Source organism: Flammeovirga sp. EKP202 (assembly GCF_014534745.1).
Lineage (GTDB): Bacteria > Bacteroidota > Bacteroidia > Cytophagales > Flammeovirgaceae > Flammeovirga.
Window position 1 is genome coordinate 16,526 of record NZ_JACVVP010000051.1, and the last position, 19,864, is coordinate 36,389.

Annotated in this window: 14 protein-coding genes; 10 read left to right on the forward strand and 4 right to left on the reverse strand. The window is 35.7% G+C overall.

Features of this window, described 5'->3' with window-relative positions; translation table 11 throughout:
* Positions 1–105 precede the first annotated feature (105 nt).
* Positions 106–2,187 (reverse strand): hypothetical protein, encoded by a 2,082-nt coding sequence (locus IC221_RS23235; RefSeq protein WP_188171240.1) that lies wholly within the window; start codon positions 2,185–2,187, stop codon positions 106–108.
* A 1,313-nt stretch (positions 2,188–3,500) separates the two neighbouring features.
* On the opposite strand from IC221_RS23235, the gene IC221_RS23240 reads away from it, so the two are divergent.
* Complete coding sequence (locus IC221_RS23240; RefSeq protein WP_188171241.1) at positions 3,501–5,705, forward strand: SulP family inorganic anion transporter; 2,205 nt, start codon at positions 3,501–3,503, stop codon at positions 5,703–5,705.
* A gap of 81 nt (positions 5,706–5,786) precedes the next feature.
* Here IC221_RS23240 and IC221_RS23245 read toward each other — a convergent pair whose 3' ends face one another.
* The 3 genes from IC221_RS23245 to IC221_RS23255 form a co-directional block, all read right to left on the reverse strand.
* On the reverse strand, positions 5,787–6,512 hold the full coding sequence (locus tag IC221_RS23245) for an SDR family oxidoreductase (RefSeq protein WP_188171242.1): 726 nt from the start codon (positions 6,510–6,512) through the stop codon (positions 5,787–5,789).
* 118 nt (positions 6,513–6,630) lie between these two features.
* The gene (locus tag IC221_RS23250) at positions 6,631–7,818 is read right to left on the reverse strand and encodes an outer membrane beta-barrel protein (protein WP_188171243.1); all 1,188 of its coding nucleotides are present in this window, start codon (positions 7,816–7,818) and stop codon (positions 6,631–6,633) included.
* A 111-nt stretch (positions 7,819–7,929) separates the two neighbouring features.
* Complete coding sequence (locus tag IC221_RS23255; protein WP_188171244.1) at positions 7,930–8,931, reverse strand: LacI family DNA-binding transcriptional regulator; 1,002 nt, start codon at positions 8,929–8,931, stop codon at positions 7,930–7,932.
* A gap of 490 nt (positions 8,932–9,421) precedes the next feature.
* On the opposite strand from IC221_RS23255, the gene IC221_RS23260 reads away from it, so the two are divergent.
* The 9 genes from IC221_RS23260 to IC221_RS23300 all read left to right on the forward strand — a co-directional run bounded on the left by IC221_RS23260 (position 9,422) and on the right by IC221_RS23300 (position 19,640).
* The gene (locus tag IC221_RS23260) at positions 9,422–10,267 is read left to right on the forward strand and encodes an amidohydrolase (RefSeq protein ID WP_188171245.1); all 846 of its coding nucleotides are present in this window, start codon (positions 9,422–9,424) and stop codon (positions 10,265–10,267) included.
* Between the two features lie 88 nt (positions 10,268–10,355).
* Complete coding sequence (locus IC221_RS23265; protein WP_188171246.1) at positions 10,356–11,306, forward strand: aldo/keto reductase; 951 nt, start codon at positions 10,356–10,358, stop codon at positions 11,304–11,306.
* Positions 11,307–11,311: 5 nt separating this feature from the next.
* Entirely contained in the window at positions 11,312–12,340 is a 1,029-nt protein-coding gene (locus IC221_RS23270) for a zinc-binding alcohol dehydrogenase family protein (RefSeq protein WP_188171247.1), read from the forward strand.
* An 89-nt stretch (positions 12,341–12,429) separates the two neighbouring features.
* Complete coding sequence (fucP, locus tag IC221_RS23275) at positions 12,430–13,788, forward strand: L-fucose:H+ symporter permease (RefSeq protein WP_188171248.1); 1,359 nt, start codon at positions 12,430–12,432, stop codon at positions 13,786–13,788.
* Between the two features lie 9 nt (positions 13,789–13,797).
* Complete coding sequence (locus IC221_RS23280) at positions 13,798–14,214, forward strand: L-rhamnose mutarotase (protein ID WP_044209834.1); 417 nt, start codon at positions 13,798–13,800, stop codon at positions 14,212–14,214.
* Positions 14,215–14,216: 2 nt separating this feature from the next.
* Positions 14,217–14,900 carry a bifunctional 4-hydroxy-2-oxoglutarate aldolase/2-dehydro-3-deoxy-phosphogluconate aldolase gene (locus IC221_RS23285; protein ID WP_188171249.1) on the forward strand — a complete coding sequence of 228 codons (684 nt, stop codon included), beginning with the start codon at positions 14,217–14,219 and terminating at the stop codon, positions 14,898–14,900.
* Positions 14,901–15,196: 296 nt separating this feature from the next.
* Entirely contained in the window at positions 15,197–16,846 is a 1,650-nt protein-coding gene (locus tag IC221_RS23290) for a UxaA family hydrolase (protein ID WP_188171250.1), read from the forward strand.
* A gap of 256 nt (positions 16,847–17,102) precedes the next feature.
* Positions 17,103–18,539 carry a tagaturonate reductase gene (locus tag IC221_RS23295; protein ID WP_188171251.1) on the forward strand — a complete coding sequence of 479 codons (1,437 nt, stop codon included), beginning with the start codon at positions 17,103–17,105 and terminating at the stop codon, positions 18,537–18,539.
* 93 nt (positions 18,540–18,632) lie between these two features.
* Positions 18,633–19,640, forward strand: coding sequence for a sugar kinase (locus IC221_RS23300; protein ID WP_188171252.1), 1,008 nt, complete (start codon positions 18,633–18,635; stop codon positions 19,638–19,640).
* Positions 19,641–19,864 lie beyond the last annotated feature (224 nt).

Genomic DNA, 19,864 nt, shown 5'->3' on the forward strand with positions numbered 1-19,864 from the left:
CTATTGTTACTTGATCGGATCCTATTCTTTATTTCCTCTAAAAAAAAGAGTAGCCAACAATTTTACTCGTTGACTACCCATAATCATCATCTATAAAAATGTGTTTTATATCTTTTTCGTAGGCGATGCATTGTAAGACAAATTAAAGCTTCCTTCCGCAACTCTACCATCGCTGAAAGTGACCTTATAACCATATCCTGGAATCACCTCTCCTTCTTTAGTGGCTTGTTTAACAGGCCCTAAATTCACAATTACCTCAGTACCTGAAGAAAAGTTAGAACGTTGTAATTTAAAATCGTCGCTGATGTATTCATGATTAGTAAGTTCAGCGAAGAAAGTTTCTCTGTTTACTGGGCTTACCACTTGGTTGGCAATACGAATCATTTCTTTCATTCCATCAAACTCATAAGGAGAGAAGAAAATTGTAGTACCCATACCGAAAAGAATATTTCTTAAGGATTTTACTCTAAAATCACCATTAATTGAAATTTGGTTATCAGGGTCTTGAATCTTACCGAAGATCGCAATGGCATCATGATATACTAAATTAAACAAAGGTGCTCTGTGTGAGAATTGTACCAAGTTCGGGTTTGGAAGGTACGTTAATCCTTCAAACATATCGAAGTAAGGGATAAACTGTTGTTGACCGTGCTCCGTACCATTGACTAAGTTTAAAGAATCAATGTATTTGGCAAGGTTAAATAAACCTGTATTGTCTTCATCAGGGAAAGTAGCAAAAGAGATATCAGTGATATCGGCTTCTAATTCTAAAGCTGCAATTTCCTTATGTAAGCTCTTTTGTGCTAAGCCTAATTGTTTATTTTGATCAATATTGGCCCATCTACTACCTGTATTTCTTAATTTACCCTCTTTATCTCTTGCGAATAAATCGGTATTGAATTCAGGATCGTTTTCTAAAGTGGCAGAGTAAGCGTGGTACGAAGAGTAGAGGTAACCGTATTTTTTTGTAAGATCAACCGCTTTTTTCAATCCTTTTACACCACCAAGGTTTTCGTTGATAGGCCAGCAATTGGGAACAAAGTTAGAGAATACCCCCCAAGCATGGAAAAATGCATTGTCAACACCCAATTCATCGTGTGTAGTTTTGATAATGTCTTGAAGCTCTTTAAAAGTGAAAGCCATACCCGGCATTTCTACATAGTGAGGGTATCCACCATAAACACCCATATAAATAGCACCTTGCAGTTTATTGACATTCGGATCTCTTTTCGCTTTATCTTTCAATGAAACAAAATAACCGTCTTTAATGGCTTCTTTTCTGTAAGCTTTGGCCATATCAACATGATTTCCGTTTGGAATAAACTCATAGCTGATCATCTTGCGTTCATTTTCTCTATTGATTTTCCAAACTGGATCTAAGAACGCAATTCGCTTGTAAGGTGACATCACACCTTTGCTATTAAATAAATACTGACCGTTGTTATTGATATTATAAAACATATCGGGTCTTGCAGAAACATCAACAATACCTACTACTGCTGTTTTTTCAGTATGCGTTCCCCACCAAGGCATCGTTAATCCAATGCCGTTGTTGAATAACGGTAACTTTCCACTTGTCTTTCTGTAGTAAGTAGCATCGTCCCACATACAGAAAGATCCACCGTTCATAGGCGAAATATAAGAAGGGCAAATGACACCTTGTTTTTGAGGGATAACGGCAGCACCTTTGTCAACATCCGTTTCTAAGCTAAATGCTCTAGTAGGATATCTTAATTCAGTGACATTATATTCTCCTTTTTCAACCGACATCACTTCCACTTCCAAAATGCCATCTTTCAATCTTAATTCAGTATTGATTGATACACCTTGTGCAATTTTTCCATCTTCAAAAACAGGGTTGACAAATGAAAGCTTTACTCTATCATTTCCTATTTGTTCAACGTCTATTTTTTTACTGGTTGAAATATTTAAATTTTCTAATTTTCCTTGATTTTTAATAGTCAAAAGACCTGCTGCTTTCACCCATGGATCAGCTTCCCATAAATGATTTGTTGTTTTTTCCAGCACTGTAAATGAACCTGTTTTTTCATCTACTGTAACTTTAATTTTATTATTTTCTATTACTGTTTGAGCAGCATTATTGATCGGATTGGCATACGTAAAAAATGTTCCTATAGATAAAAAAAGGACCATCAATAGACGTATGAATTTATCATTTCTTTTCATAACTATTGAGTTTAGATTTGGTGATTACAATAGCAGTGGTCACTTCAAAATGCTTCCATCATAAGCTTTTGGGGATAGGGGAAATGATAAAACTTATGATGGTAAAGTAATTTTTTGTGAGCACTTTATTAAACCACACAATTGTTTAAAATTAACAGTAGTAAAATTAGCTGGAGGTTGAAAATACGATGTTGCTCTAGATATTATTTATATTGCTGAGAATACGTTTCTGCTTAAATACAGGTGTTTTGCTATTATAAACAACATTTTTTGGACTTATTTCAAAGTGTTATCAACCATGGATAACGTTAGGAGAAATTCAGTATTTTTTATGGAATTGGATGGTAGAATACGTTGTAAACTAAATTTTAGTTAACTAATATAATTACTTTTATGAAGGGTAAATAGTAGTGTTTTGTGGTTTGCGAGGACGTTGCAATACAACGTCCCTACAGCACTGCATTTTAGAAGATTATTATAAAACCTTTGTCTTTTGATATGTAATCAGACTGTCATTTAGTAGTATCTCCCTTGGCCTTGAAGGGAAAAGCGTTAATAATTTCATGGAATGAGCCGTTAAAAATGATTTTCTTGTTTGAGCTTTAGCGAGTTTAAAATCATTTAGGCGAGTGAAATGGAATTTAGCTTTTGACTTCTAAGCCTTGAATTTTTTGCTTCGTTTTTGTTTCAAGACAAAAATGAAGAAGAAGGAAGTTTGAAAGTAAATCCTATAAATGCTTGCAGAAAGGCCGATTAAAAGTTGACGATAATTTAGTTTGCAGTGTGATGCAAATATTGATTTACCACACTTCATGAGGTGTAAATACCACCTCTAATTGACACTCTAAATTTCTTGTATAATTAATCAATTTTAACCTTTAAGTTGAAACATATATTATCAACAAATATTATACATCGAAATCATTAGACTCTCAAATTTTCACCTGTATTGAACTTATTTTTGATGAACTTGGTTCAGATTGTATGTTACCTCTTCAATGTAAAAATCTTAGTAAAACCGATCATTTTAGAGAGAATTTTTTATATGAAGGTTCATTCATTTCAATTATCATAAAAAAATGTTAATTGAAATTTAGTTTATGTGTTGTGTAAATTATTATAAAACTGTGCTTAAGATAATGCTGAAATACATTGTTTTAAGTGTTAATATCGACTAGATCATAGGAACCTAATAATGTAATTCATTAATTATTTTAATATGTATCATAAAATCTATTAATAGTATTTATGCTATTAATGTGAAAAGGATTTAAGAATTTTGAGCTCAGTTTTGAAATTATGATTAAGAAATAATGATTAGCAAATCCATCAAGTCCAACTTCATCTCTGGTTTTTTAGTCTTTCTAATTGCACTCCCACTTTGTTTGGGTATTGCAAAAGCTAGTGGATTCCCACCTATTGCGGGTATTTACACGGCTATTATTGGAGGACTTATTGTCACCTTCTTATCGAAAGCGCCTTTGGCTATCAAAGGTCCAGCGGCAGGTTTGATTGCCATAGCAATTAATGCAGTTGAAGAGTTGGGAGGCGACGATCCAATTTTGGGTTATCAACTTACTTTGGCGGTTATTGTAGTTTCTGGTGTACTTCAGATTCTAATGGGCTTCGCAAAGTTTGGTAAAATGGGAGATATGTTCCCGATCTCAGTGATTAGGGGTATGTTGGCAGCAATCGGTGTGATTATCATAAGTAAGCAGATTCATGTGATAATGGGAGTGGTACCGGAAGCAAAATCTCCTTGGGGATTATTAGCCGAAATTCCACATAGTATATTACATCTCAATCCGAAAGTAGCAGTAATTGGTGTATTAAGTTTGGCCTTGCTCTTTGGTCACCCTCACATCAAAAACGCAACAATAAAGAAATTACCTGCACCACTACTTATTCTATTAGTAGCAATTCCGTTAGGCTTCGTCTTTAATTTATCAAATGAACATAGCTACAGCGTTGGCTCATTTGACTACGATATAAATCCAACTCAATTTTTAGTAGTACTTCCTGACAGTTTCTTAAGTGGTATTACTTTCCCTGATTTCTCTCAACTATTAACGTATACCTCTTTCAAATATGTATTGATGTTTGCTTTGGTTGGAAGTATAGAATCGGTATTGAGTGCGAAAGCAGTAGATGCTTTAGATCCTAAAGGTAGAGTGACGAATCTTAACCAAGATTTGGTTGCAGTAGGTATCGGTAACACAATCGCAGGTTTGATTGGTGGTTTGCCAATGATCTCAGAAATTGTAAGAAGTTCAGCCAATATTAATGCAGGAGCGAAAGGAAGAATGAGTAATTTCTACCATGGTCTTTTCTTATTCCTTTTTGTTCTTCTTGCAGCAGCGGTGATTAAAACAATCCCGAACGCAGCATTAGCGGCAATGCTTGTTTTCACTGGATTGAAGTTAGCGTCTCCTAAGGAGTTCAAAAAAATCAACAGTATTGGTTTAGACCAATTATTACAGTTCTTGACTACCTTGATTGTTACTTTATTGACGGATCTTTTAGTAGGTGTAGCAGCAGGTATTGCATTAAAAGTAGCCATTGAATTGGTACAAGGAGTGAAACTGAAAGAAATGTTTGATCTCAAAACTCAAGTTTCTGCTTCAGAAGATGGTTTAGTCATCAAGTTTACAGGTATAGCATCATTTATCAATTACCTTAAGTTTAAGACGCTAATTGATGCTCAACCTAAAAATCAAAAGATTGTACTTGACTTCAGTGAGTCGTACTTTATTGATCATACATTCCTGAATAATATTCACAACATTCAGAATAAGTTTACAAAAGAAGGTGGAGAGTTGATAAAAGTAGGTTTCGAAAACCATCACTTCCAATCACAACATCACTTGGCTTCTCGTAGGTTGGTGACGAATCCATACCATCAGGCTACTCCTCAATATGAATTATCAAAACGTGCGGGTACCATTCAAAATATGGCACTTCGACATGAACTTGACTTTGAGGCAAACTTAAGCCCCTCTTTTGTAAGACCTTACTTGAGTGCTTTCTCTATCTTGTCAAGATTACGTAGAGCAAAGAACTTTATCTTGGGGACCAGAGAGCATTACAGTTTCATGATTTGTGATATTACCTACGTCAATGTAAGTGATTTCTCAACGGAGAATAGAACGGCGACCATTGCTTTGATTTTCAATATTGCCAAAGGTGGTATTCCAGATTTCTATACTAAAGAGAAAGGTGAATTATTTGACCTTGTGAGACAATATGATTTTGATTTTATGCCGAAATCGAATGGTATGCCATTCAACGTCTTTGGTAATAACAAACAGTTAGTAGATTCATTCTTCACTCCAGAAGTCACTCATATCATAGCAGAAAACCCTTACAGTATTGAATGTAAGCGTAGAGAGATGCTAGTTCATAAAGAGTGGGAAGTAATTCCTGAAGGGGATGCACTTGAAGAAATGTTATCTTATGTTGATCAGTTAGCTTCAGAAGTGGTAAAGAAGAGGTTGGAAGAAGCTCAAAAAGTGAAATAATAATTTAGAATACATTTATATATTGTAAGGGGTTCCAGAACTTTGTTTTGGAATCCCTTTTTTATGACTTTGTCGAGAAAATTAAGTTCTAGTTCTTCCCTTTGGACGAGCATACAACCCAATATCATCTATCTTCACTCGATCTGGCATCTTGAAAACGAATGCAACTGTTTCCGCTAGATCTTCTACTTGAAGTATATCATAATTTCTATCTTCTTCTTTTGTAGGAGCTGGAGTCTGTATTAAAGCAGGATTAAGGCTATGTACTAAAATACCATGCTCGTATACTTCTTCTTGAAGGGCATCAGCTAATCCCACCACACCAAATTTAGAGGCACAATAAGGCCCCGCTTGGGCGTATCCTCTTTTGGCGGCTTGAGAGGCAATATTCAAAATACAGCCAGATTGTTGTTTGATCATTGTTGGAAGTACAGCTTGTATCATGAAAAACGTACCTTTTAAATTGGTATCAATCACCATATCCCAATCTTCCTCAGAAGTGTCTTGAATCAAACTTCCAACGCCAAGTCCTGCGTTGTTGACTAAAAAGTCTATAGTCCCAAATTCTTCTATGGTTTGCTGAGCGACTTCCATACAGTTGGCTTTCTTACGTACATCTAGTGAGAGAGCGATTGCTTTACCTTTTCCAAGCACATTCAGTTCCTGAGCAGTAGGTTCAAGGTGTTCTTTACTTCTTGAAGCAAGGACCACATTCACTCCTTCATTGACCAATTGGCGAGCAATGGCTTTTCCTACGCCAGTACCACCTCCAGTAATGATAGCTGTTTTACCTTCTAAATTTTTCATTGTCATATTTATCTTTGAATTGAATTAGGTGTATAGTTGTGAGCAAAGATAAATGGATTTATGAAAAATTAATGGCTGATTAAATTTGCTCCATGTATTTGATGCTATTCATTGTTATTTAGAAGAGTGAATACCCCAAAATAACAGAGAAGGTTTGATATGAAGAGTCCCAGTAGAAATAAGGACCTAATAGGTTTTTGGGAGCATGATATCTTAATTCTACACTATATCTATCATTATATTTAAAACCTGTACCCAATGCAAGATTGTAAGAAACTTCTATTTCTAGATCTTCTTTTACTTCAAAATCTATGGTAGAGCTATTTATAATTTCATAAATAATTGACCCATTAATAAAAAATGTGGCGTTCTTATTTAAATAAAAATAATGTCTGATACCCATAGGTATTTCTACTGAACTATAATCTACTTTTATGGAGCTATCGGTGGTATTATTTTCTGATTTGTAATATTGGTAAGTAGGTTCAACAATCAGTGCCCATTTTTTTCTATTGAAAGGCAATAAATATTCTGCTTCAATCCCAAAACGAAAAGAAGTACTATTGTCGAAATTAATATCATAGTTATTATAGCGTAAATTGTTAATTGAGAGAGAAGAAAAGCTAACTCCTGCTCTTAAATTCAAGTTAAAGAGGTCTTTCTTCTGCTTTTCTGTGAAAGTATCAAAATCTTGATTTTCACATTCGTTGTATTTGATGAAGAAGTTAGTAAGTGGTTTTTTAGAATAGCTTAAGCTTGTAATTTTACTTTTCTTAATCTCATCACATTTCAAATTATTTATAATTTGTTGTTGATACCTTTTATTCTGAGCGACTTGAGATTGTGTAATCCTATATCTTTTATACACTAATTGTTGAATCGATGAATTATTGATTTTGTAGAAAAAGCGAACAATAAATTTGTCCTCGTACATATAAAGTGATGCTTTACCTTCCACTAGCACATTGAGGAAGAGCTGTTCTTCTTTGAATGATGGTTTTCTTGTGTCATCAAGTGAGCTAATATTGTCACTTGATCTATCAATTTTTACAGTACTTCTTATGTATTTAGCCTTGTTGCCAATTGTAAATTCTTTGATAGTATCGATTGTACCTTTTTTTGATTTTCCTTCTTCTGTTAGTTTGTATTCGAATTGAGAAGGGTTATTTTTCCATTCAGCATACTTGATTAAACAGTCTACTTTTTGCTCATCATTATTGATGAAATATCCTTTTTCAAATGTAATTTGAGCATTAAGGTTGAAGCCTAATAACATTAGGAAAAGTAATAAAGCTTGCTTTTTCATTTTATCTAGTTTGTAATTTAAATGTGTAATGGTTACGTTTAGTTGGATGCAAATTTAATAGTTAAAGTGAAACCTTGATATATTTGTACTACATTTTTTTATTATAGGATATCAACAGCTTTCTCTTACGACTAATTCAGTATCAATGACCACATGTTTATGTTCATCTTGTTTTTCATACTCAAATAGTAGTTCCAAAGCTTTCTTTCCCATCTCAAAAGAAGGTTGTTTGATAGTTGAAAGTTTAGGAGTAGAGTATCTTGAAATAGGTTCGTCGGCATAACCAATAATAGCAACGTCTTCAGGTACTTTCAAACCCAATGTAGTAATGGTTTCTAACGCCATAAAAGCAAGGTAATCACTAGAAGCAAATATCGCGGTTGGGGCGTTATTGGAAAGTAGTTTTTCTTTAAGAGCATCTTTGGGGTTGTGTTTTAAATTACCACTGATCACTAAATCTTGATCAAAATTAAGGTTCTTTCTTTTAAAGGCTTCTACATATCCCATATAACGGTTGAAGGTAGTAGAAATCCCTTCGTCACCTTTCATATGAAGAATTTTGCGATGTCCTTTTTCTAATAAATAATCAACTGCTTTAAAGGCTCCCGAAAAGTCGTCAGTAATGACTACAGAGGTGTCAATATCTTCACAAATACGATCTAAGAGTACAATAGGAATTCCCTCATCTCTGATATCATTCAAGTAAGAGTAATCTTCCATATCTTGAGACAAAGCAATCAAAATTCCATCAACCTTGGCATCCGCCATAGAAAAACAGGCTTTTTTCTCTTGTTCATAATTTCTTCCAGAGGTAGTGATCATCATTTGGTACCCTAATGTTCGGGCCACTTCTTCCACACCGTGCAACATCATGGAGAAAAAGTTATGATTGAATTCAGGGATGATGACTCCAACCGTTTTTGTCGATTGCTTTTGTAAGTTCCTAGCCACCATATTGGGGCGATAATTATATTTTTTGGCTAGTTCTTCTACTTTCTTTCTTGTTTTTTCTGAAATACGCTCTCCACCATTCAACGCTCTTGAGATGGTTGTAGGAGAAACCCCAAGTTCCTTTGCCAAGTCTTTTATTGTTATACTTCCCTTTGTTTTCATACTGTTGCTTCTATATGCAGTTGATCAGATCACTTTTAATGGTTTGTATCGAGCTAAAACTTTAATTGAAAAGTGCTGTTTGTAGAGTCCAAAGTAAATTTAGCTCAAGGACCATTACAAAAACCATTTTCCAAAACACTAAAATACGAACAATGTAAAGGTCTAAAATATTAGTTTAAACACTTGCGCAAACGTTAAACTTTTTTTGTGTTAGTGTTGATTATACATTTGTATTGTTGGTAAAAACAAATGGCAAAAAGAGAAGGTAATACAATTGCTTTCTATGAAATGATAGATATAATTTAAAACTAAATCAAGTACTAATTAGCAGATGTGACAAAGAAGAATTGGACAAAAATCTTAGCACAAAATGACTTGTCATACCTTGTGTTTTGAGGTGGAAGCGGAACAACTTCATCCAATGATTACCTTTCATTGGCACTTCTAAATTAAACTTGAATTAGGTAATAGATATTACTCTGATAAACGTATGAAAAAAATTGATGCACACCATCATCTGTGGAAGTATTCTCCAGTAGAACACGCATGGATTGATGACTCGATGTCAGTCTTGAAACAAGACTTTCTTCCTAAAGATTTATGGAAGGAAATGGAAAAAGCGGGCTATAGTGGATGTGTTGCCGTACAAGCAAGTCAGACGGAAAAAGAAACGCAATTTTTATTATCGGAAGCAAGTGTTAATCCTTTTATACTTGGTGTAGTAGGTTGGGTAAACCTTCGTCATAGCAATATTAGAGAAAGATTGAATTACTTCTCTCAATTCTCTGATTTTAAAGGGGTTCGTCATGTATTGCAAGATGAAGCGGATGATCATTTTATGTTGCAGGAAGATTTCTTGAAAGGGATTGAAGCGTTGTTAGAATTTAATTTGACATACGATATTCTAATATTCCCAAAACATCTTCCATACGCATTGGAGTTGGTCAAAAAATTCCCTCAGCAACCTTTTGTAATCGATCATATTGCAAAGCCTGAAATTAAAGATGGTAATTTCTCTCCTTGGAAGGAAGATATAGAAGCTATCGCTAAGCATGATAATGTATACTGTAAACTTTCGGGGATGGTCACTGAGGCTGATTGGCAAAATTGGACAGAACAAGAGATTCATCAGTATATCAAAGTAGTGGTTGATGCTTTTGGAGTAGAAAGAGTAATGATAGGCTCAGATTGGCCTGTTTGTAAATTGGCAGGGGAGTACGCTACGGTGATGCAAATTGTGGAAAACTATTTCACAAACGAAGAAGATAAGGCTAAGGTACTGGGAGAGAATGTATCACATTTTTATAATCTAGTCAACAAGGAAGAGGTCGTTTAATTCAGCCTTCTTCATAAGCCTAACATAGGTTCAATAAATCAGAAATTGATTCACATCTATACTTTTAATAATAATAAGAGTTTTTGAAATGATAAATACACTAACTAAACCAAATTATCAAGCAGACGCTAATAAGGATAATTATGGATTTTCACACGGATCACGATTAGTTTTAGGTTGCTCTGGACTTGGAGGAGTTTGGGGAGCAGTAGAAGAAGAAGAGTCAGTAAAAGTTATCTTGAGTGCTTTAGAAAATGGTATAAGTACTTTAGATACAGCACCTTCTTACAACAGATCGGAAGAGTTTGTAGGAAAGGCACTAAAGCAGTGGAACGGTGAACGTCCATTTATCTCAACTAAAATTGGTCGTCTTTTCGCTGAAAAGGCAGATGAGTTCAAACTAGACTATACTAGAGATACTATGTTGAAAAGCATGGAAAATAGTTTAGAGAAATTGAATGTAGACTATGTAGACGTATTGTTCTTGCACGAACCTCATATGTTACCTTATGACAAGCAAGATGATATTGTAGCAACGCTTTCTTATATCAAGGAGCAAGGAATGGCCAAGAAAATTGGTGTAGGAGGTAATCCTGTAGACGATTTCTACCCTTTCTTTGAGTCGAGCATTTTCGATGTAGTATCTGGTTTTATGAAAATGGATGCTTGTAATATGTCTGCTTTCGAAAAAGACATTCCTTATTTCCAAGAGCACAACATTGCTTATTACGCGGCTTCTGCTTTACATATGGGACTTTTGGGTGCTCGTTTTGACAAGCTTTGTGAGGAAAGACCAAACAATGAGTGGATCTCTAATAAAGATGTGGATACAGCAATAGAGATTAAAAAGATTGCAGATGAGAATAATATGGATATAGCGGAGTTATCATTACGTTATCTGATGTCTGTAAAAGAAGCATCAAGAGTAGTGGTTGGTTCTAGAAAGATTGCTCAGATTGAATCTACTGTTGATTGTTGGAATAAAGGATCTTTATCTGAAGACCTATTTAATCAAATTACAAACTGTATCTATAAGTAAGAAAAATGAAAACGATAATTTTAAATAAACCTGGTGAGTTTGAAGTAAGTGAGATGGAACGTCCACAAGAAACTTTAAACGCAGGAGAAGCTTTAGTAAAAGTACACAGAATTGGTATTTGCGGTACTGACTTACACGCTTACACTGGTAAGCAGCCTTTCTTTACTTATCCTAGAATTTTAGGTCATGAGTTGGGAGTAGAAGTCATCAAAATCGCCGATGATGTTACAAATGTGGAAGTGGGTGATAAGTGTTCGGTAGAGCCTTATTTCAATAAAACACAAGATCACGCTGTAGAAAGAGGTTTTACAAACTGCGGTGAAAATATCTCAGTATTTGGTGTGCATGAAGACGGCGGAATGAGAGAGTATTTCAAGATTCCAGCACAATACCTACACGTTTCCAAAAAACTAAGTTATGATCAATTGGCATTAGTGGAGACATTGAGTATTGGTTGTCACGCTGTAAATAGAGCAAGAGTAAATGCAGATGATACAGTAGTTGTAATTGGTGCAGGTCCTATCGGAATGGGAGCTTGTCAGTTTGCGATGGCAGCAGGAGCAAAAACAGTCATGATGGATATCAATCAAAGCCGTTTAGATTTCTGCGACAAGCATATCAAAGTAGATGGTACTGTAGAAGTACATCAAGAGGTAGCTGAGACAGAAAAAAGAATCCGTGCTCAGTTTGATGGTAATCTTCCAACAGTGGTGATTGATGCTACAGGTAATAAGCATTCAATGGCCAATACATTACAATTTACAGCGGCAGCAGGTCGTATAGTATTTGTAGGTTTATTTCCAGGTGACTTCTCTTTCCACGATCCTTATTTCCACAAAAAGGAATTAACAATCATGGCAAGTAGAAACTCATTGCCATCTGATTTCGATCAAATCATAGAAATGATCGAAAAAAATCAAATCGACACAAATCCTTGGATTACACATAAGGTGTTATTCACAGAAATAGCAGGTCATTTTGATAGCTGGTTAAAGCCGGAAACAGGAGTGATCAAAGCAATGTTAACACTATAATTTGGTGAAGAGGTATGAGGAGTTTATTACTCTTCCCTCATACCTCTTCCTTCTTCCCTCAACATACACACACACATAATTTACTAACAATGAGCAATATTACAGTTGATGATATCGATTTAAAGAAGAAAGACGAACAAGGAGAGCATCCTGTTCCTTCATCTGACAATCAGAAAGTTATTGAGAAAAAATATTTTATCCCTTTTGTGTTGATTACAAGTTTATTCGCACTATGGGGATTTGCAAATGATATCACCAATCCAATGGTGTCAGCCTTTAAAACGGTGATGGAAATTTCCAATTTTAAAGCATCATTTGTACAATTTGCCTTTTATGGCGGTTACTTTACGATGGCATTGCCAGCAGCAATTCTTATCAAAAAGTACTCTTACAAGAAAGTGATTTTATTTGGTATGGCATTGTATGCTATTGGAGCACTATTGTTTTATCCAGCAGCACAATTCCAAATGTTTGGTTTCTTCTTAGCTTCGTATTATATCCTGACTTTTGGATTAGCATTTTTAGAAACTACAGCCAACCCTTTGATTCTTTCATTGGGTTCAAAAGAGACTTCAACACGAAGATTAAACTTAGCACAGTCTTTCAACCCTATCGGATCTTTGACGGGGATGTTTGTAGCACAACAGTTTATCCTTTCAAAACTTAACTCAGCAGAGAAAGCAGCAGATGGAAGCTTGGTTTATTCAACCTTGCCTGAAACGGAGAAAGCGATCATTAGAGCACATGATTTAATGGTCATTCGAGATCCTTATGTGATGCTTGGACTAGTGGTAATTGCAGTAGCAGTAGTGATTGCAGTAACTAAAATTCCGGTAACGAATGAGAAGGATAAGAACTTCAGTTTAGCAGAAACATTAGAACGTTTGCTTTTCAATGTGACTTACAGAGAAGGTGTGGTAGCTCAGATTTTTTATGTAGGAGCACAGATCATGTGTTGGACTTTCATTATCCAGTATGCAGAAAACATTGGATATACTAAAGCAGAGGCACAGTCTTTTAATATTATCGCCATGGTACTTTTCTTATCCGGTCGATTTATAGCAACCATCTTAATGCGTTTTGTAAAAGCATCTATGTTATTGGCAGTGTTTGCATTGGGAGGCATTGGAATGATGACAGTAACCATTTTTGTAGGAGGAGATATTGGTTTATACGCCTTGATTGGAACTTCTATTTTCATGTCATTAATGTTCCCTACCATTTACGGTATTGCTTTAGAAGGCTTGGATAAAGATGCAGAGTTTGGAGCTGCTGGTTTAGTAATGGCCATTGTAGGAGGAGCATTGATGCCACCATTACAAGGAGCTATTATTGATAGCGGAGAGATCATGGGATTACCAGCCGTAAACGTTTCATTCGGTTTACCATTAATTTGTTTCTGTGTCATTGCAGTGTTTGGCTACAGAAGATTTTTAACGACGAAATAAGCATTGAAGATGCAGTTCAAAAGATATTGTAAAACGCTTTCATTAGCGAACGACCCTTCTTTGATTGAAGATTATAAAAAAGTACATGCTAAAGGACAAGCATGGAAAGAAATCACTGAAGGCATGAAAGAAGTAGGTATTCTTGATATGGAAATTTATCTCCACAAAAATCAGTTATTCATGATTATGGATACAGTGGCAGATTTTGACCATGAGGCAAGAATGAAGGAATTGGCTACGAAACCAAGACAATCGGAATGGGAAACTTTTGTGTCCCGTTTTCAAGTAGCCGATGCCGATGCGGATGCAGATAGTAAGTGGGAATTAATGGAACGTATCTATGAGATCGAACAGGAAGAAGACTACGATGCATTGGCAGGGCAAGTGAAAGAAATTTCTAAACTCCAACAAACACAAGAGGCATAATCATGGCAAAGTTCTCAAGAATTGAGGTGGTTTCTAAGATGAAATCCACAGTTATTGTTCCAGTATTTTACAACAGTGATCTAACTACTACTTTAGAAGTAATTAGCACGGCTTATAAAGCTGGAATTAGAGTTTTTGAATTTACAAATAGAGGGGAGCAAGCAGATCAAATCTTCATTGAATTGATCAAAGTAGTAAGAGCAGAGTTTCCTGATATGGCTGTAGGAATTGGATCTATCGTAGACGAATTTACAGCAGCTATCTTCATTCAAAACGGAGCGGACTTTATCGTTTCACCTTTATTCAATCCTGAAATTGGTAAAATTTGTAACCGAAGAAAAATTGCTTGGTTCCCAGGTTGTACCACAGTTTCAGAAGTTTCTAATGCCCATGAATGTGGTGCTGAGGTGGTGAAAATTTTCCCAGCAAATTCATTTGATGCCAAAGGTTTTATAAAAGGAGTCAAAGCCCCAATGCCTTGGACAGATGTGATGCCAACAGGTGGTGTTTCACCAACAATCGAAGACATTAAAAGCTGGCTAGATGTAGGAGTAAGTTGTGTAGGTATTGGTGACAAGCTATTAGTGAAAGCTGATGCGGGTTACGATTACGAAGCAACCTATGAACGTTTACAATCACTAATGGAGTTTGTAGCAGACTACAAAGAAGGAACAGTAGCAGTATAATCAAAATTATAAAATAGTTCCTGTGTTTTAAAATACTGGTTTCCCTGGCCTTGAAGGGAAAAGCGTTAAGAAATTCATGAAGTGAACCGTTAAAAAATCTTCATTTGTTTGAGCAAAGCGAGTCTGAAGATTTTAGGTGAATGAAAGGAATTTTAGCTTTTGACTTCACCGCCTAGATTTTTTTGCTTCGTTTTTTCATCAATGGAAAAAATGAAGAGGAAAATAAGGGTGAAAGAAGATATTAAAAATCTGAGGTACTCTTTTTTGAAGAGTATACTAATTAAGTTTAAAAGACGATGAATAAAGTATTAATGGTTCACCCTACAGACAACGTAATGGTGGCATTGAAAGATTTAGAAGCATCTGAAGAAATAAATTTTGAAGGTCAACACCTTACAACGGTAGGTCCAGTGAAGAGCAAGCACAAATTTGCTTTAAAGGATTTTGCGAAAGGTGATGAAGTATATATGTATGGTGTTTTAGTAGGAAAAGCAACTCAGTCGATTAAAAAGGGCGAAGCAATGACTACTGAAAATGTAAAACATGCGGCTAGTGATGTGGTAGTAAGAGAGCGTAAAACAGATTGGGTAAAGCCAGATGTTTCTGCTTTTGAAAACAGAACCTTTATGGGTTATCACAGAACAGACGGACAAATAGGTACACAAAACATGTGGTTAGTGGTACCATTGGTATTCTGTGAGAATAGAAATGTTTTAGCTGCCAAAGAGATTTTAGAAGAAAAACTAGGGTATTCAAAAGGTAGAGATTACGATTTGGATATCGATGGTTTATTACAAAAAATAGAAAACGGAGCAGACAGCAATGGATTGATTGATGAAGACATCGTGATTCCATTAGCAGAGCAAAAGAAAAACCGTGCTTTTAAAAATGTAGACGGGATTAAGTTCTTATTACATGATGGCGGTTGTGGCGGTATTCGTCAAGATTCTGATACGCTTTGCCAGCTGTTGGCAGGTTACCTCAACAATCCTAACGTTGCAGGAGCCACATTCTTAAGTTTAGGTTGCCAAAATGCACAGGTAGAAATTTTACAGGATGCCATTAAAAAGGTGAATCCAAAATTTGATAAACCAGTGTATTACGTTGAGCAACAAAAGAGTTCATCCGAAACAGACTTCATTTCTAATATTGTCAAATACACGATGGCAGGGTTGGTAGAGGCCAACAAAGTAGAACGTCAAGAAGCACCAATTTCAGCACTTCGTTTAGGTTTAGAATGCGGTGGTTCAGATGGTTTCTCAGGCATTTCCGCCAATCCTGTAATTGGGTATGTTTCAGACATGTTAGTAGCGCTAGGTGCAATTCCAATTTTAGCAGAATTTCCTGAATTAAACGGTGTGGAGCAAAGCCTTACCGACCGTTGTGTAGAAGAGAAAGATGCTCAACGTTTTGTAGACCTTATGGCTATTTACAAACACAGAGCAGAGGCAGTAGGATCAGGTTTTGATGCAAACCCTTCTCCAGGTAATATCAAAGACGGTTTGATTACTGATGCCATGAAATCAGCTGGAGCAGCTAAAAAAGGAGGATCCTCTCCAATCGTTGAAGTATTGGACTATACGGAACAAGTAACGAAGAAAGGGCTGAACCTACTTTGCACACCAGGTAATGATGTAGAGTCAACAACCGCTTTAGCAGGGTCAGGAGCAACTTTGATCACATTTAGTACTGGATTAGGAACACCAACAGGTAACCCAATTACTCCAGTAATCAAAGTGTCATCCAATTCGATTTTAGCAGAACGTATGAAAGACATTATTGACTTTGATACAGGATCAGTGATTACAGGAGAAGATACAATTGCCACGAAAGCAGCAAAAATGTTAGACTACCTTCTAGAGGTAGCAAGTGGGCAACTTGAAACCAATTCTATGAGAATGCGTCACGATGACTTTATTCCATGGAAGAGAGGAATCTCATTATAAAATATCAATTGTGATACCCCCATATCGCAAGTGTTATGTCGTTGTGCACTTGTGATTGGGTATTGGAGAAGTTACCCGACTTTGAAATCAAACCAATTTCGAAACAAGGAATTTATCATTGCACCAGATTTTTATAAGTTGGGGCGCTTCTCTGATACTTTTTCAATAGCATTTATACGATAACACTAATCATCAGTCGAGTAAAACTTCATTTTAAAGTTTACAGTTCGATTTGATTAAAAAAAGAGCAATAGCCATGAAACTAAATAGAACAACAGCAATAGTAAATCCTCGCCCAATTAAAGTAGTACAATTCGGTGAAGGTAACTTTTTAAGAGCATTTATTGATTGGATGATTCATGAAATGAACGTACAATCTGATTTTGATGCGGGTGTAGCCGTAGTACAACCTATTCCTCAAGGTTTAGGTGAGCTTTTAGCTTCACAAGATGGTTTATATCATTTATTATTAAATGGTATTGAGAAAGGTGAATTGATCAACAAACAAATGTTGGTGGATTGTATACAAGAAGTGATTAATCCTTATGAGGACTTTGATGCTTACTTAAAATTAGCTGAAGTTGAAACATTACAGTTTGTCTTCTCAAACACTACAGAAGCAGGTATTGTTTATAAAGAAGGAGATCAGTTAGAGAACCTTCAAGAGAGTTTTCCTGGTAAATTAACAGCATTTTTATACCGTAGATTTACACATTTCAAGGGGGCTGAAGACAAAGGTTTAATTATCTTACCTTGCGAATTGATTGATAAAAACGGTGTCAAATTACAAGAAATTATCCTTCAGTATGCGAAGGATTGGAACTTAGGTGATGATTTCGTGGCATGGGTAAAAGAAGCTTGTACATTCTACAATACTTTAGTGGATAGAATTGTACCAGGTTATCCAAAAGATAGAATTGAAGAAATTCAGAAAGACCTTGGTTTTGAAGATCAATTAGTGGTAGAAGGTGAGCAGTTCCATTTATTTGTATTGGAAGGTGATCAGAAAATCAAGGAAGTTTTACCTTTCGAGAAAGCAGGTTTAAATATCGTTGTTACAGACAACCAAGCCCCATATAGAGAGCGTAAGGTTAGAATCTTAAATGGTGCACATACTTTAATGGTGCCAGTTGGTTTATTAGCCGGAATTGAAACGGTAAGAGAAAACCTAGAAAACGAAACAGTTTCTAGATTCATTAATACTTGCCTTACAGAAGAAATTATTCCTTCTCTTCCTCCTGCAGATGGATTGGTAGAGTTCAAGGATGATGTACTGGATCGTTTCAGAAATCCATTCATCAAACATTACTTAAAGAGCATTTCATTAAACTCTTTCCCTAAATTCAAGACAAGAGTTTTACCATCAATTCTTAGTTTCTATAATGAAAAAGGAAGAGTGCCTAAGCATTTATTAATGTCATTTGCTGCATTGATCAAACTCTATGCTCCAAGCGATGATTTCCAACCCGTAGACAATGCTGATGTATTGGAATTGTTGAGCAATGTATGGGCGAAATACGAAACAAAAGAGATCTCATTAGAAGAAGTGGTACAACAAGTATTGGCTTACAATACGCTTTGGGATCAAGATCTAAACGACATTCCTCAATTACATGAAGGCGTTGCACATTATCTTCAAGCTATTTTGAATGATGGAGTAACGACTTTATTGGAAAGCGAACTATACGTTTAAAAGTGAATAGTGGTGTGATATGTAGGGATGAGATAAGAGTTAATTGTCGCTTAGCTCATCCCTCATGTGTGTACTACTTTACATTTTAGAATTATGAAAAAACATAAAATCATAACCTTAGGTGAAATCTTAATGCGACTTTCACCTATTCGACATAAAAGGTTTGGTCAGACTACCGAGTATGAAACGTATTATGGTGGAGCTGAACTAAACGTAGCTTCTTCATTGGGGAATTACGGCATGGACGTGAGTATGGTATCGGTTTTACCTCAACACGATATTGCTGATGATGCACTCATGCACATGCGAAAGTTTGGTATTGATACAACCAATGTTCTTCGTGCAGAAGGCCGTTTAGGTCTTTATTTTGTGGAAGCACCTTCCATGCAAAGAGGAGGTAAAGTGATTTACGATAGAGCAGATAGTGTTTTTACACAAGCCGAAGTAGATACTTTTGACTGGGACGCTATTTTCGAAGGAACTACTTGGTTTCACTGGAGCGGTATTACTCCAGCCGTTTCTGAAAGTGCTGCATTGATTACGGCCAAGGCATTAGAAGTGGCAGAAGCAAAGGGTTTAAAAGTTTCTATGGATTACAACTATAGAGCAAAGCTTTGGCAATGGGGTAAAAGCCATGAAGAAGTGATGCCTGCTTTGATGGAGAAATGCCATGTGATGTCGGGTATTCACCCTGATGTTGATGTTTTAAATGAAGAGGTCACGGATTTGGATTTTGCCCTTTCAGGTAAAGCAATGATGGAAAAATATCCCAATTGCGAAGTAGTAGTTTTCTCATCAAGAGGAGTCAAATCTGCCAATCATCATACGTGGGCAGGGGCTTTGTTTGATGGTGAGAAAGTATATAGAACTAAGAAATACGAATTAAGCCATATTGTAGATAGAGTAGGAGGAGGAGATGCTTTTATGGCTGGCGTAATTTACGGACTACATGCTTTTGAAGGAGATTTCCAACAATGTATAGATTTTGCTACAGCAGCTTCAGCATTTAAACATGGCATTGATGGAGACTTTAATGCCGTTAAAAAAGAAGAAGTAATGCAAATGATTTCTTCGGCTGACTTTTCTAAAGTAGACAGATAAAATATTCCTCAATAGTACATTACATAAAGCATGTGCTATTGAGGAAAATCATAAATATAGATCTAAAATAATCGGGGAAATGATCATGAATCTCCGGTTAGATTGGATCAAAAAGTACTCAGGATGTAAAAGGATGGACAGTGTAGTGAAGTACTTTAAAGAAATGGAATGAAGTACAAAGTCAAAAATGAATTATAGTTAATTCTAATTTATTTTTTGTGAGT